Genomic DNA, 14,231 nt, shown 5'->3' with positions numbered 1-14,231 from the left:
GCCGACGAAGAGTAGGTCGGCGGCCGGTGCGACGCTCGACGGCGTCGACGTGTGCTGCGCCGTCTACGTGCGGGCGGCGTCGACGACGGCGCGGACCCGCGCTTCGTCGACCGGGTTGGTCGTCTCGCCGTCGACCTTGAGCGCGGTGCCGACGATGACGCCGTCGGCGCGTTCGACGCACGCGGCCACCGTGTCGGCCGTGACACCGCTGCCGACGAACAGCGGCGTGCCGTGGCGTTCACACGCCGCCGCAGCGCGGGCGAGTCGCTCGTCGTCGACCGCGTGTCCCGTCCCGCGCCCGGAGACGACGACGGCGTCCGCGAGGCCGCGCGTCACCACGTCGTCGACGGACTCGTCGAGCGACCGACGCTCGCCCAGGGGGGCCGAGTGTTTGACCGCGACGTCGGCGAAGAACGCGACGTCGCAGTCGAGACGCGAGCGGAGCCGAACCGTCTCGTGGGCGCGTCCCTCGACGAGGCCCTGGTCGGTCACGCGAGCGCCCGCGTGCACGTTGACGCGTACGAACGACGCGCCGGTCGCACTCGCCACCGAGAGGGCGGCCTCCGCGTCGTTCCGGAGGACGTTCACGCCGACGGGGCAGTCGACGGCCTCCCGGACGCGACCCACCACGTGCGTCATCGACGCGACGACGTGCGGCGGGACCGAGTCGGGGTAGAACGGGACGTCCCCGAAGTTCTCGACCATGACGGCGTCACAGCCGCCGGCGACGAGCGCTCGGGCGTCCGACACCGCACGCGCGGCAATCCGCTCACGACCTCCGGCGGCGTCGTACTCGGGTGAACCGGGCAGCGGCTGGAGGTGGACCATACCGACGACCAGCGGCGGGTCGAAGGGGAACATAGCCGAGCGTCTCGAGCGAGCAGCAAAGCCCGTTCGGTCTGCGAAGGCGAGCGAACGGCGAGCGAACGGGCAGAGGAAGCCTCTTTTCTCCGCGGGCCGCCCCTCCGGACGTGTCCAGATACGTCGGCGTCGACGGCTGTGCAGGCGGGTGGTTCGCGGTCGGATACGCCCCCGACGAGGGACTGACTCACGGCCACCACACGGCGTTCGAGGACGTCCTCGATTCGCACCCGGACGCCGCGCGGATTCTAGTCGACATGCCCATCGGTCTGCCCGAGACGGGTCGTCGCCGATGTGACGAGGCCGCCCGTGAACGACTGGGGTCGCGCGCCTCGACGGTGTTCTTCGCGCCGTGTCGGGCCGTGTTGAACGCGGCAGACCACGAGACGGCCTCGGCGATGAACCGCGAGCACACGGGCTACGGCCTCTCCATCCAGGCGTGGCACCTCGTCCCGAAGATCCGCGCGGTCGACGCGACGCTCCGCGCGTCACCCGAGGCGAGAGACACGGTGGCCGAGGCGCACCCCGAACTCTGCTTCGCCGCGCTCGGCGACGGTCCGGTCTCGGAGTCGAAGTCGACCGAAGCAGGGCGTGCGGAGCGTCTCGCGCGACTGCGGCCGCGGCTGCCCGACGTCGACGCGTGGTACGAGACGTGTCTCGACGCGTACCTCCGGAACACGGTCGGCCGCGACGACGTCCTCGACGCGGCCGTCCTCGCGCTCGCGGCGTCGCTGCCGCTGGGCCGTGTCCCGGACGTGCCCGAGGACGAGGTTCCGCGCGATATCGAGGGGCTTCCGATGGAGATTCGCGCCCCTTCGAAATGAACGGTTCAGCAACGATTTCGGGATATCGCTGCCCGATATAACAGTATGTAGGATATATACAGTACATACATATCGGACAGAAGACTTTTATATAGCACACCCTCAGTATCAGTTGGCGCGAACGACATCCCACCCTGCCATGTGTGTCTCAGTACCAGCCATTTCGTCGCGCCACCGTAGTCCCGAATAAGTACGGGGGCGACACACCCTGCCACCATCGCCCTCTTCTCGCGAAAGTCACTAATCCGTCGACTCCTCAGAGCGAGCATGTACACTGGCCAGACGGAGCAGCCGTGCTGTCTCTGCGGTGCCGACGAGACCGTCGCACGGCTCGACCTGCCGCCGCGGACGGTGACGCTGATGCGGAACTCCGGCCCCATCGCGTGGCGTGACATCGTCGGCGAGGTCTCTATCCACTTCTGTGAGAGCGACTGGGAGCTCGTGCGAGAACTCGTCCTCGACATGGGGATGCTCCCCCTCTCGCGGTGTAACGTCGCTCACGCGTCGATGTCGCTGCGCGAGGACTTCGAGGCGCTGTTGAACGCGACGCGCGACGAACCCGACCAGACGGCGCTCGAAGCGAGCGCGCTGGAACGGAGTCGCGAGGTCCTCGACGACCCCGAGGCCGAACCGCAAGCGGCGGTCCAGGCGCGTGTGGTCGTCTTCGCGCTCGACGAACTCGGTGTCACCGACGGTCACGAGGCCCGGCAGCCGGACCACGCGTAGATTTTTTCGACTGCTCCGAGCGAACATTTATGACCTCTATCGACGTAGCCGCCCTCATGTCACTCGGGGCCATCATCGACCGTGTCGAGCGGCACGAGCGACGGGTGACCCTCGTCTCGCCGCCCTCGCGCGACGTCGTGAGTGCCGTACGGCGGACCTTCGGCCCCCAGGGCGTCAGCGTCGACGTCGAAGACGGAGCCGACCGGCCGTCGGCGCTGGTCCGAGACGGGAACGACGTCGTCAGCGTCGTCCCGCTCGGCGACGACGCGTCGTTCGCGGAGACGACCGAGGCGCTGACGAACGCGCTGTCGACGCTCGACCGGACGACGTTCGTCTCCTACGACCTGACCGGGATGTTCGCGACGACTCGAGAGATCGAAGACCGAGCGTGGCGGGTTGGACGCGGCCGGCTTCGCGCTGGGTTCCAGCGCGTCAGTGCGCTCGCCGAACAGGCGGCGGTCTACGCGCAGTTGGCGACGGCGCTCGACGTCCACACGTACGCCGTCCCCGGGGGCTCGCCGCCGGACATGGGCGAGGCGACGGTCCACCTCGACCCGGCGGCTGAGATAGAGCGCTCGTGGTTCGTCGTCTACGACGGCGACGGTCGCGACGCGGACAAGTGCGCGCTCGTCGCCGAAGAGCGCGGAGAACGACAGTTCGCGGGCTTTCTGACCTACTCGGCGGCCCTGGTCGACGAGGTCGACACGTACATCGAGACGACCTACTGAGCCGCGCTCACGGCCGCGTTCGACCGCTCACCAGCGGACGCGGAAGCCCGACGCGCCCTTCGGCTCGGAGTAGTCGACCGAGACGTTCTCGACCGACGCCGCCGGACTTCCCGTCTCGCACCACTCGACCATCTCCTCGACGTCCGAGCGCGGCCCCTCGAAGACGGCCTCGACCCGGCCGTCGTCGAGGTTCCGAACCCAGCCTTCGATGTCGTACTCGCGGACGGTCTCGCGAGTGTTGGCCCGGTAGGCGACGCCCTGGACACGCCCAGAGACGTACACGTGTGCGTGGACCCGACGCTCGGCTCCGTCGTGTTCACTCATAGAGTGCGTGAGTCCTCGAGGAGTAAAAAATCACGTGCACACGGTCGCCACGAGGGGAGCGGTCTGAGGGGTCGCACGCGCCGACCGTCACGACCGATGACCGACAGTATAAGGACGGTCCCCCGTGTGGGGCGGATATGGAGCTGTTCGGTACCGCGGGCATCCGCGGTGACACGACAGAACGAGTGACGCCCGAGTTGGCGCTCGCCGTCGGGCGCGCTGCGGGCCTCGTCGCAGGCGAGGCCGAGGACGCCGAGTTCGTGGTCGGCCGTGACGGACGGACGACGGGCGAGGCGCTCGCGTCGGCCGTCGAGGCGGGGCTACTCTCGGCGGGCGCGACGGTTCGCCGTGGGGGCGTGCTCCCGACACCGGCGCTGGCGTTCGCCTCACGCGGCCGGCGCGGCGTGATGCTCACCGCGAGTCACAACCCGCCCGCGGACAACGGCCTGAAGCTGTTCGTCGACGGGGTCGAGTACGACCGGGGCCAAGAGCAGGCGGTCGAGCGGCGGGTCGACGACGATGCCCCACCGGTCCCGTGGGACCGCTGGGGGACGACGGAGGCGGTGACACCGCTCTCTCGGTACCGCCGGGCGGTCGTCTCGTACGCGCGGGAACTCGGTGCCGACCTCGACGGCCTCTCGGTGGCCGTCGACTGTGGCAACGGCGTCGGCGCGCTGGCGACACCGGAGGTGCTCCGGGAACTCGGGGCGCACGTCGTCGGCCTCAACGACAACGTCGACGGCCACTTCCCGGGGCGGGAGTCGAAGCCGACGCCGGGGTCGCTCACAGACCTCCGCGCGTTCGTCTCCGACGGCGACTTCGACCTCGGCCTCGCTCACGACGGCGACGCCGACCGGCTGGTGGTCGTCGACAGCGATGGGGGGGTCGTCCACGAGGACACCGTCCTCGCGATGTACGCGTCGGCATACGTCGGCGCGAGTTCGGCGGCGGACCCCGTCGTCGTGACGACCCCGAACGCCTCGGGCCGCATCGACGAGCGGGTGACCGCTCTGGGCGGCCGCGTCGAACGCGTCCGTCTCGGGGCGCTGCACGAGGGGATCGCCGCGGTGCGAAACGACGGCGGCGACGTCGTCTTCGCCGCCGAACCGTGGAAACACATCCACCCCTCGTTCGGCGGCTGGATAGACGGGGTCTGTTCGGCGGCGGTCCTCGCGCGTCTCGTCGCCGGCGCTGACACGGGCCTCGACGGCCTCCGCGACCCCATCACCGAACGCCCGTACCGGAAGCTCTCGGTCCCCTGCCCGGACGGGTCGAAGCGCGCGGTGATGGCCACCCTGGAGGCGTCGCTCCCGGAGACGTTCCCCGAGAGCGCGGTGGACACCGAACACGGCGTCCGACTGGAGTTCCCCGACGCCTCCTGGCTCCTCGTCCGTCCGTCCGGAACCGAACCGTACGTCAGAATCTACGCCGAGAGTGACGACGTCGACGCGCTGGTCGAGATGGCGCGGGCGGCGGTCGAAGACGCCGTCGCCGACAGCTGACCCCGTCGAGCCGCGGCGTAATCAGCTAAACGACGGCTTTATTGGCGACACGACACCTCGTTTCTCGCATGAGATTCGAAGACATAGATAGGCGGACGTTCATCAAGGGAACCGGTGTGGCGGGTCTCGCCGGCCTGGCCGGCTGTGCGGGCGGCGGCCCGTCGGGCGGCTCGGAGAGCACCGCGACGGAGACGTCATCCGGCGGCGATAGCGGCGACGGCGGCGAGACCGAAGCGACCGAGTCCGCGTCCGAGTCGACTGCGATGGACGACCCGACGAACGTCGGGATGGTGTACGCGACTGGCGGGCTGGGTGACGGCTCGTTCAACGACCAGGCCCAGCAGGGCGCGTTCCAGGCGCGCGACGAGTTCGGCGTCCAGATCGGCGAGGCCCAGCCGGACGAGGTCGCACAGTTCAGCACCTTCCAGCAGCAGTTCGCCCAGTCGACGGACCCGACGTACGAACTCGTCTGCTGTATCGGCTTCCTCCAGACCGACGCGCTGAGCCAGACGGCCAGCGACTTCCCCGACCAGAACTTCATGCTCGTCGACTCCGTCGTCGAGGCCGACAACGTCGCCAACTACGTGTTCGCCGAGCACGAGGGGTCGTACCTCGTCGGACAGATGGCGAGCCTCCTCACGACGCAGGACTTCTCCGCGGGCGCCGGGTCGACGGCGAGCGACGCCACGACCGTCGGCTTCGTCGGCGGCGTCGAATCCGACCTCATCCGGAAATTCGAGGCCGGCTTCACCGCGGGCGTGAAGGCCGCCAACGCCGACGTCGAGGTCCTCACGAACTACACGGGGAGCTTCAACGACCCCGCCGCGGGGAAGGAGGCCGCACTGGCGATGTACAACTCCGGCGCGGACATCGTCTACCACGCCTCCGGGAACACCGGGACGGGCGTCTTCCAGGCCGCCCAGGAGCAGGGCCGGTTCGCCATCGGTGTCGACCGCGACCAGTCGGTGACAAAGAGTTCGTTCGCGGACGTCATCCTCGCGAGCATGGTCAAGCGCGTCGACACCGCCGTCTACGACTCCATCAGCTCCATCGTCGACGACGAGTTCCAGGGCGGCGACGTCGTCACCCTCGGGCTCGAGGCGAACGGCGTCGCCGCCGTCTACGGGTCGCAGCTCGAGAGCGAGATTCCCCAGGAGATCAAAGACAGCGTCGCCGCCTCGCGCGAGTCCATCATCGCCGGCGACGTCTCGGTGCCGACCGACCCCAGTAACGCCTGACCGTTCGCACCCGCGACGCCCGCCACCCACGCGACACCCTCCGTTTTTCCAAGGTGACTGAGAGGTCTCGGCGCGAATCCTCGGGTTTAAACGATTCCTGTCCGACGAAAGAGCCAATGACTACGGCCGTCCATCTCGACGGCATCACGAAACGCTTCCCCGGCGTGGTCGCCAACGACGACGTCACCCTCCGGGTCGAACAGGGCTCCGTCCACGCCCTTCTCGGCGAGAACGGGGCCGGGAAGACGACGCTGATGAACGTACTTTACGGGCTCTACCAGCCGACGGAGGGCCGCGTCGTCCTGAACGGCGAGGAGCGCGACTTCGACTCGCCGCGCGACGCCATCGACGCCGGCGTCGGGATGATTCACCAGCACTTCATGCTGGTCGACCCGATGACCATCGCCGAGAACATCACGCTCGGCAACGAGCCGCGGAAGTGGGGCGGGCTCGCCGTCGACCGCGAGCAGGCCCGCCGTGAGGTCGTCGAACTCTCCGAACGGTTCGGCTTCGACGTCGACCCCGACGCGCGCATCGAGGACGTCTCCGTCGGCGTCCAACAGCGCGTCGAGATTCTGAAAGCGCTCTACCGCGGCGCGGACACTCTCATCCTCGACGAGCCGACGGCCGTCCTCACCCCCCAGGAGGTCGAGGAGCTGTTCACCGTCTTCGAGGAGCTCACTGCGCAGGGCAAGACGATCATCTTCATCAGCCACAAGCTGAGCGAGGCGATGCACGCCGCGGACGAGGTCACCGTCCTGCGAGACGGGAAGAACGTCGGGACCGTCGCGGGCGACGAGACCACGCGGGAGGAACTCGCAGAGCTGATGGTCGGACGGGAGGTCTTACTGGAGGTCGAGAAGCGACCCGCCTCGACCGGCGAGCGCACCCTCGGCGTCGAAGGGCTCGTCGTCGACGACGAACGCGGGGTGCGTGCCGTCGACGACGTCTCCTTTGCGGTCAACGGCGGAGAGGTGTTCGGCATTGCGGGCGTCGACGGCAACGGGCAGTCCGAGCTCATCGAGGCCATCACCGGCCTGCGCGAACCGACCGCGGGGCGCATCTCCTTCGACGGGACGGACGTCACCGGCCGGTCGCGCCGCGAGCGTATCGACCGCGGCATGGCGTACATCCCCGAGGACCGCCAGGAGCGCGGGCTCGTCATGGACTTCGACCTCGTCGGGAACGGGATGCTTGGGAGTCAGCACCGCGCGCCCTTCGCGCGGTCGGGACGGCTCGACTGGGCCACCGCGCGGGGACACGCCGAGTCGGTCATCGGTGAGTACGACGTCCGTCCGCCGAACGCCGACGCGACCGCCGAGTCGCTGTCGGGTGGGAACCAGCAGAAGTTCATCGTCGGTCGGGAGTTCGAGCGCGACCCGAAGCTCGTCGTCGCCGCCCACCCGACGCGAGGGGTCGACGTCGGCTCTATCGAGTTCATCCACGAACGACTGCTCGACCTCCGCGACGAGGGCGTCGCCGTGTTGCTCATCTCCTCGAAACTCGAGGAGGTCCAGGGGCTCTCGGACCGCCTCGCCGTGATGCACGACGGGCAGTTCATGGACACGGTCGACCCCGAGACCGTCACCGAAGAACAGATCGGCCTGCTGATGGGTGGGGAGTACCCCGACGACTGGGACGACTCCTCAAACGCACCCGAGGCGGGTGCGGGCGTCCGCACGGACGGTGATGGCCAGTGAGCGCACGCGACCGCGCGCTCGACGCGCTGGACCGTCTCGTGGGCGCATCCACGGCGGAGCGAGCGCTCATCTCGCTCGCCTCGCTCGTCCTCGCGATGTTCGTCGGGACCGTCATCATCCTCGTCTCGGGCCGGATGACGACCTGCGCACCCGCCGATGCGGCGTACTACTTCGGCGTCGGGTTCTGCTACGATCCCATCACGGTGTACGACCGACTGTTCCTCGGTGCGCTCGGTGACCCGCTCGACGCGGGGTGGTCGCCGCTCAACAGTCAGCTCGCCGTGACGCTCCGGGAGACGACGGTCCTCATCTTCACGGGGCTGTCGGTCGCCATCGCGTTCCGTGCGGGCATCTTCAACATCGGGACGCAGGGACAGCTCGTCGTCGGCGCGCTCGCGACCGGGCTGGGCGTGCTGTGGGCGTCGTCGCTCGTCTCGGGCGTCGTCGGCACCGTGGCACTCATCCCGCTCGGGCTGGCCGTCGGCGCGACGTTCGGCGCGCTCTACGGCGCGATTCCGGGCGTGTTGAAGGCGTACGCCGACGCGAACGAGGTCATCACGACCATCATGCTCAACCTCATCGCGACCGGGGTGACGCTGTATCTCGTCTCCGACGTGTTCAAAGACCCCAACAGCCAGGCGAACCAGACCGTGCCCCTCCCCGACTTCGCGACCTTCCCCGCCGTCCTGTTCGACTCGTCGACCGACTTCTCCCTCCTCGCGCTGCTCTTCGGCGTCGTCGCCCTCGGCGCGCTCGCGTACCTCATCGAGCGGACGACGTTCGGCTACGACGTCCGGACGTCGGGGCTCCAGCCGGAGGCCGCCGAGTACGGCGGCGTCGACTCGAAGAAGACCATCGTCGCGAGCATGATGCTCTCGGGCGCACTCGGCGGCATCGGCGGGGCGATGTACGTGTTGATGATACTCGGGAAGTTCCAGACGGGCGTGCCGGCGTACGGGTTCGACGGCATCACCGTCTCCATCCTCGCCGGGAACAACCCGCTCGGCGTCGGCTTCGCCGCGCTGCTGTTCGGCGTGCTGAAGAGCGGGACGACGGTCGTCCAGTTCGCGACTGACGTGCCGCCACAGCTGGTGGGCGTGCTCCGCGGGCTCATCATCCTCTTCGTGGCGATGCCGGAGTTCTTCCGACTCATCGGCAAGCGCGTCGGGTCGGCCGGCAAGCGCGGCTCGAAGCCGGTTGCGACCGACGGCGGGGTCGGGGGAGGTGACGGCGATGAGTGAGTCGACGGCGTCGGGACGTGGCGACCTGTCCGCACGGGGGGTCGCCACCGTCGGGACGCTCGGCGCGCTCGCCGTCGTGTTCGCCGCCGGCCTCGTCGCTCCCGACTCCATCGCGGGGACGATCGTCGACATCCTCGCCCGGGAGGGGACGCTCTCCTCGGCACTCCGGCTCTCGGTGCCCATCGCACTGGCCGCACTCGGTGGCATCTTCTCCGAGAAGTCCGGCGTCATCAACATCGGACTGGAGGGCCTGCTCATCATCTCGGCGTTCGCCGCCATCTACGTCGCCGAGGTCACGGGCGGCGTCTGGGTCGGGTTCGCGGGCGGCGTCGTCGCCTCGGTCCTCCTGTCGGCGCTCTTCGCCGTCGTCGTCATCGAGTTCCGCGCCGACCAGATTATCGCCGGCCTCGCGGTGTGGCTCATCGCGCTCGGCCTCGCCCCGTTCGCCTCGCAGGTCATCTACGGTCGGCCGAACTCCCCGAGCGTCACGACGCCCGGCACCGTCACGGTGCCCGTCCTCTCGGAGCTGTCGGCGCTCGGGCCGTTCCGCGCGCTGTTCGACGCCTCGCCGACGGTGTACCTGATGTTCCTGGCCGTGGGCGTCTCGTGGTACGTCCTCAACCGGACTCGCTTCGGGCGGTGGGTCCGCGCCTCCGGCGAGAACCCGAAGGCGCTCGACACTGCGGGTGTGAGCGTCTCGCGGGTCCGCTACGCCGCGGTACTTCTGTCGGGCCTCCTGGCCGGGATGGGCGGTGCCTCGCTCTCGTTGGACCTCGGGCAGTTCACCGGCAACGGTCCGACGATGGTCAACGGGAAAGGGTTCATCGCCATCGTCGCCTACCTGTTCGGCAACTACAATCCCATCGGGGCCTTCCTCTCCACCCTGCTGTTCGCCGGATTGGACGCGATGCAGACGGCGCTCCAACTGCAGAACATCGGCATCCCGAACCAGTTGGTGCGGGTCATCCCGTTCGTGATGGTCATCGTGGTGCTCGCGCTGGTCGGTCGGACCCGGATTCCCGAAGCCGCCGGCGAACATTACGAATCCGGCGACGACAGCCGGTGAGGGTGCCAGACACCCCACGGCGCGCCCGGCCGCGTTCGACCCACACCGGAGGCGACAGGTGACCGACTCGACGGGAGCCGACGAGGAACGCCTCGTGACCGGCTACAGCGGTCGGCTGTTGCTCGCAGTGTCGGTTGGCTGGGGACTCATCCAGAGCGGGCGGCTCGTCATCTCCCCGCTCCTCCCGGCGATCAGTACCGACCTCGGCCTCTCCAGCACGCGCGCCGGCGCCGCCATCTCTGTCCTCTGGGGACTGTACGCGCTGTTGCAGTACCCGAGCGGGCGGCTCTCGGATCGGCTGTCGCGGAAGACGCTCCTCGTCGGCGGCCTCGGGCTGCTCTGTGTCGGCTTCGGAACGCTCGCGACGGCCCCGACCTACCTCGCGTTCCTCGTCGGGGCCGCGGTCGTCGGCCTCGGTGCGGGCCTGTACCCGACGCCCGCCCGTGGCCTGGTCTCGGACCTCTTCGTCACACGACGGGGACAGGCGTTCGGACTGCACACGGCGTCGGGCGACCTCGGCGGCGTGGTCGCGGCCGGGCTGGCGACGCTCGTCCTCGCGGTCGCGACGTGGCGTGCGGCGTTCTTGCCGGTCGTCGTCGTGATCGTGGCGGTCGCGGTCGCACTCCACCGCTGGAACCACGAGCCGTACGTCGTCGGCCGGGTCGATATGGCGGTCGCCGACACGGGTCGACGCCTCCTCGGCGAGCCGCGCCTGCGGTGGCTACTCGTCTCGTACTCGCTGTACGCGTTCACCTGGCAGTCGATGGTGGGGTTCCTCCCGACCTATCTCCAGGTCTCGAAGGGGTTCTCCCCGTCGCTCGCCAACACCGGCTTCGCCGCGCTGTTCGTCGTCGGCGCGGTCGCGAAACCGACCGCCGGCGCGGTGGGCGACGCGGTGTCCCGGAGCCTGCTCGCGGCGACCGTCCTCCTGGCCGCCGCCGCGACGCTGGTCGTGCTGGTGGTCGCGACGTCGCCGGCTGTCGTCCTCGCGGCTGTCGTGGTGTTCGCCCTGGGGCTGATGGCCTTCCCGCCGGTGATGCAGGCGCACCTCATGGACTCGTTTCCGACCGACAGTATGGGGGGAGACCTCGGCGCGATGCGGACCGTCTACATCGGCCTGGGCGCGCTCGGCCCGACGGTCGTCGGCGCGACGGCCGACGCGTACGACTTCACCCTGGCGTTCTCGGGGCTCGTCGGCTGTCTGCTCGTGAGTAGCCTCCTCGTCGCCCTCGTCAGCCGCCGGTGACTCACACGGTCTGGCGGCCCCACGACGGAGACGGAACGAAGAGTTTTCACCGCAGACTCGGGAAGAGTTACCAATGACTACGCACGAGTACGACCTCGTCGTCGTGGGCGCGGGCACCGCCGGTTGCTACGCCGCGGCGACGGCGGCCAGCGAGGGTCTCGACGTCGTCGTCGTCGAGCGCAAGGACGAGGAGGAAGCCGGTCACATCGCCTGCGGTGACGCGCTGAAGGGGGCGGACAACTTCCCCGACGCCATCCCCAAGTCACAGCTCGAACCGGCGTTCACCAACACGGGCGTCGACCACGGTCGCTTCGAGATTCCCCAAGAGGACACCGTCCTCGAGATTCCGGTCCCCGGCGAACTCGCCGTCATCGACCGCTGGGAGTACGGCCGCCGCATCATCGACGGGGCGTCGCGGGCGGGTGCGGAGTTCCACTACGACACCGTCGTCCAGGACGTCGTCCAGGAGGACGGACGGGTGAGCGGTGTCCGCGCCAAACACGAGGGGGACGTGGTGACGTACGAGGCCGACGTGACGCTCGACGGCGCGGGCTCGCTGTCGCTGTTACAGGACAAGGTCGACTTCTCGGCCGCCACCTTCGACACCAACGTCTCGTACTCGCAGTTCTCGTCGGCGTACCGCGAAATCGTCGAGGTCGAACAGGAGGTCCCGTGGCAGGACGCGTTGGTGTTCAAGCCGACAGAGCGCGCGGCGGGCTACCTCTGGTACTTCCCGCGCACGGGGACGGAGATCAACGTCGGCCTGGGGTTCCAGATGAACGAGCAGCCGATGAAGCTCGTCGAGGACCTCCGGCGGGACCTCCGGAAGCGCCCGGAGTTCGCGAACGCTCGGGTGACGGACAAACTCGGCGCGGCACTCCCCACGCGGCGGCCGTACGACTCGGCGACGGCACCGGGGTTCGTCGCCGCCGGTGACGCCGCCGGCCTCGTCAACCCGACGACGGGCGGGGGAATCGCTGGCGCTGCCTACTCCGGGCAGTACGCCGCCGAGCAGATTATCGAGGCCGTGAGCGAGGGTGACGTCTCGGAGGAGACCCTCTGGCGCTACAACGAACGCGTGATGGACCACTTCGGCGCGCGCTACGCCGCGCTCGACGTCTACAACATCCTCTCGACGGCGGTCGACGTCGACAGCCTCATGGGCCTGCTCGCGTCGCTCCCGGGTGAGAAGATCGCCGAGGCGCTGTACGATGGGTCGACCTCGATGTCGCCGCTCCTCGTCGCACAGACGCTCAAGCAGAGCTACGGCCACTGGCGACAGATCTGGAACTTCTTCGAGACCAAGCGCGTCGCCGACGAACTCTTGGCACACTACAAGCGCTATCCCTCGCGCCCGGGGGCACTCGGCGGCTGGCAGGCGACCCGCGACGACATCATGGAGCGGGTCTACGAGACGACCGGCGCGGACGCGAAGTACTGACCGCGGTCAGGGTCGTTCGGCGGCGAGGCGTTCGATTGCACCCGCGAGCGTCTCGATGCCGATTCGAATCGACTCCTCGTCGACGTCGAAGCGGGGGGTGTGGTGGCCCGTCGGGTGGTCGGTGCCGATGCCGACGTAGGCGGCCTTGCCACCCTGTGCCTGGACGTGTTGCATGAGGTAGGTCGCGTCCTCGCTCCCCCCCAGCGCGTCGGACGGGAGGACCGACTCGACGCCGGGAACCGACGCAGCGACCGCGCCGACGACGTTCGCGAGGTCGGGGTCGCTCGTCGCCGACGGGGCGCGGGCGACGGTGTCGGTCGCGACGTCACAGGCGTGCATCTCGCCTGCGGCGCGGACGATGCGCTCCGCGTGCTCGACCATGTACTCCATCAGTTCGGTCGTCTCCCCGCGCACCTCGACTTCCATCGAACTCTCCTCCGCGATGATGTTCGACGCCGTCCCGCCCTCGATGACGCCCGCGTTCACCCGGGTTGCGCCGTCGGCGTGGCGGGGGATGGCGTGGAGGTTCTGCACCGCCGTCGCGAGCGCCAGGTTGGCGTTGCGCCCCTGTTCGGGACGGGCACCGGCGTGCGACGACTCGCCGGTGAACGAGACCGAGAGGTGATTGACGGCCAGGAAGCCGTCGATACCGGCGACCACCTCGCCGGTGGGGTGGTCGAGGCCGACGTGGACGGCGAGGAGGTAGTCGACGTCGTCGAGGTGGCCACCCGCGACGACGGGTTCGCCGCCGCCGATGACCTCCTCTGCGGGCTGGAACACCACTTTGAGCGTCCCCTGGAACTCGCTCGCCAGTATCGAATCGATGACGCCGATGCCGATGGTCGCGTGCGCGTCGTGCCCGCAGGCGTGCATGAAGCCCTCGTTCTCCGAGCGGAAGCCCTCCCGGGCAGGGAGATGGTCGTCCCCCTCTGACTCCAGGATGGGGAGGGCGTCGATGTCGACGCGAAGGCCGACGGTGGGCCCTTCCCCGCGTTCGAGGACGGCCAGCGCGCCGGTGTAGCCGCCGGCGAGTCGGTCGAGGACGTCCGCGCGGGCTCCGGCCTCGCGGGCGCGGTCCATCCACGACGCCAGTTCCTCGTCGTCGGGGACGGCGTTTCGCTCCTCGCCGAGTACCTCGGGCCCGACGTAGAGGGCGTCGAGGGGGCGGGTCTCGAGTTCGTCGACGATGCGGGCGGTGGTGTAGAACTCGCGCCAGGCGGGTTCGGGGTGGCGGTGGAGGTCGCGACGGAGGGCGCGAAGGTCGTCGGTGTGGCTCATACCCGGGAGAAGACACCCCCCTGTCTAAGCGGTTCCGGCGGGGGTCGAGGGTGACT

Annotated in this window: 13 protein-coding genes; 10 read left to right on the top strand and 3 right to left on the bottom strand. The window is 69.2% G+C overall.

Features of this window, described 5'->3' with window-relative positions:
* Positions 1 to 63: 63 nt before the first annotated feature.
* Positions 64 to 861, bottom strand: a complete 798-nt coding sequence (locus tag E6N53_RS03675; RefSeq protein ID WP_136589084.1) for a BtpA family protein — start codon at positions 859 to 861, stop codon at positions 64 to 66.
* A 110-nt stretch (positions 862 to 971) separates the two neighbouring features.
* Between E6N53_RS03675 and E6N53_RS03670 the strand changes: the two genes are divergently transcribed.
* The 3 genes from E6N53_RS03670 to E6N53_RS03660 all read left to right on the top strand — a co-directional run bounded on the left by E6N53_RS03670 (position 972) and on the right by E6N53_RS03660 (position 3,139).
* Positions 972 to 1,685 carry a DUF429 domain-containing protein gene (locus E6N53_RS03670; protein WP_201741059.1) on the top strand — a complete coding sequence of 238 codons (714 nt, stop codon included), beginning with the start codon at positions 972 to 974 and terminating at the stop codon, positions 1,683 to 1,685.
* Positions 1,686 to 1,952: 267 nt separating this feature from the next.
* Positions 1,953 to 2,411: a DUF7960 family protein gene (locus tag E6N53_RS03665; protein WP_142856960.1), complete on the top strand. Its 459-nt coding sequence runs from the start codon at positions 1,953 to 1,955 to the stop codon at positions 2,409 to 2,411.
* A gap of 56 nt (positions 2,412 to 2,467) precedes the next feature.
* Positions 2,468 to 3,139: a DICT sensory domain-containing protein gene (locus E6N53_RS03660; protein ID WP_161596508.1), complete on the top strand. Its 672-nt coding sequence runs from the start codon at positions 2,468 to 2,470 to the stop codon at positions 3,137 to 3,139.
* Between the two features lie 27 nt (positions 3,140 to 3,166).
* On the opposite strand, the gene E6N53_RS03655 is transcribed toward E6N53_RS03660, so the two are convergent.
* Entirely contained in the window at positions 3,167 to 3,463 is a 297-nt protein-coding gene (locus E6N53_RS03655; RefSeq protein WP_136602473.1) for an acylphosphatase, read from the bottom strand.
* Between the two features lie 137 nt (positions 3,464 to 3,600).
* Here E6N53_RS03655 and E6N53_RS03650 point away from each other — a divergent pair, with 137 nt between their 5' ends.
* The 7 genes from E6N53_RS03650 (at position 3,601) to E6N53_RS03620 (ending at position 12,897) form a co-directional block, all read left to right on the top strand.
* Positions 3,601 to 4,965 carry a phosphohexomutase domain-containing protein gene (locus E6N53_RS03650; RefSeq protein ID WP_142856956.1) on the top strand — a complete coding sequence of 455 codons (1,365 nt, stop codon included), beginning with the start codon at positions 3,601 to 3,603 and terminating at the stop codon, positions 4,963 to 4,965.
* A gap of 68 nt (positions 4,966 to 5,033) precedes the next feature.
* On the top strand, positions 5,034 to 6,203 hold the full coding sequence (locus E6N53_RS03645; protein WP_394344740.1) for a BMP family lipoprotein: 1,170 nt from the start codon (positions 5,034 to 5,036) through the stop codon (positions 6,201 to 6,203).
* A gap of 116 nt (positions 6,204 to 6,319) precedes the next feature.
* Positions 6,320 to 7,903, top strand: coding sequence for an ABC transporter ATP-binding protein (locus E6N53_RS03640; protein WP_142856954.1), 1,584 nt, complete (start codon positions 6,320 to 6,322; stop codon positions 7,901 to 7,903).
* Positions 7,900 to 9,144: an ABC transporter permease gene (locus E6N53_RS03635; RefSeq protein ID WP_201741058.1), complete on the top strand. Its 1,245-nt coding sequence runs from the start codon at positions 7,900 to 7,902 to the stop codon at positions 9,142 to 9,144. The genes E6N53_RS03640 and E6N53_RS03635 overlap by 4 nt, the downstream gene beginning before the upstream one ends.
* Positions 9,137 to 10,210 carry an ABC transporter permease gene (locus E6N53_RS03630; protein WP_142856952.1) on the top strand — a complete coding sequence of 358 codons (1,074 nt, stop codon included), beginning with the start codon at positions 9,137 to 9,139 and terminating at the stop codon, positions 10,208 to 10,210. Before E6N53_RS03635 ends, E6N53_RS03630 begins: the two co-directional genes overlap by 8 nt.
* Before the next feature lie 58 nt (positions 10,211 to 10,268).
* The gene (locus E6N53_RS03625) at positions 10,269 to 11,456 is read left to right on the top strand and encodes an MFS transporter (RefSeq protein WP_142856950.1); all 1,188 of its coding nucleotides are present in this window, start codon (positions 10,269 to 10,271) and stop codon (positions 11,454 to 11,456) included.
* Positions 11,457 to 11,529: 73 nt separating this feature from the next.
* Positions 11,530 to 12,897, top strand: coding sequence for a geranylgeranyl reductase family protein (locus tag E6N53_RS03620; protein WP_142856948.1), 1,368 nt, complete (start codon positions 11,530 to 11,532; stop codon positions 12,895 to 12,897).
* Positions 12,898 to 12,903: 6 nt separating this feature from the next.
* Here the strand turns inward: E6N53_RS03620 and E6N53_RS03615 are convergent, their stop codons facing one another.
* Positions 12,904 to 14,175 carry an amidohydrolase gene (locus E6N53_RS03615; protein WP_142856946.1) on the bottom strand — a complete coding sequence of 424 codons (1,272 nt, stop codon included), beginning with the start codon at positions 14,173 to 14,175 and terminating at the stop codon, positions 12,904 to 12,906.
* Positions 14,176 to 14,231 lie beyond the last annotated feature (56 nt).

It is taken from the genome of Salinigranum halophilum, assembly GCF_007004735.1.
GTDB classification, from domain to species: Archaea; Halobacteriota; Halobacteria; order Halobacteriales; family Haloferacaceae; genus Salinigranum; species Salinigranum halophilum.
This window is presented reverse-complemented; position numbering and strand designations above follow the sequence as displayed.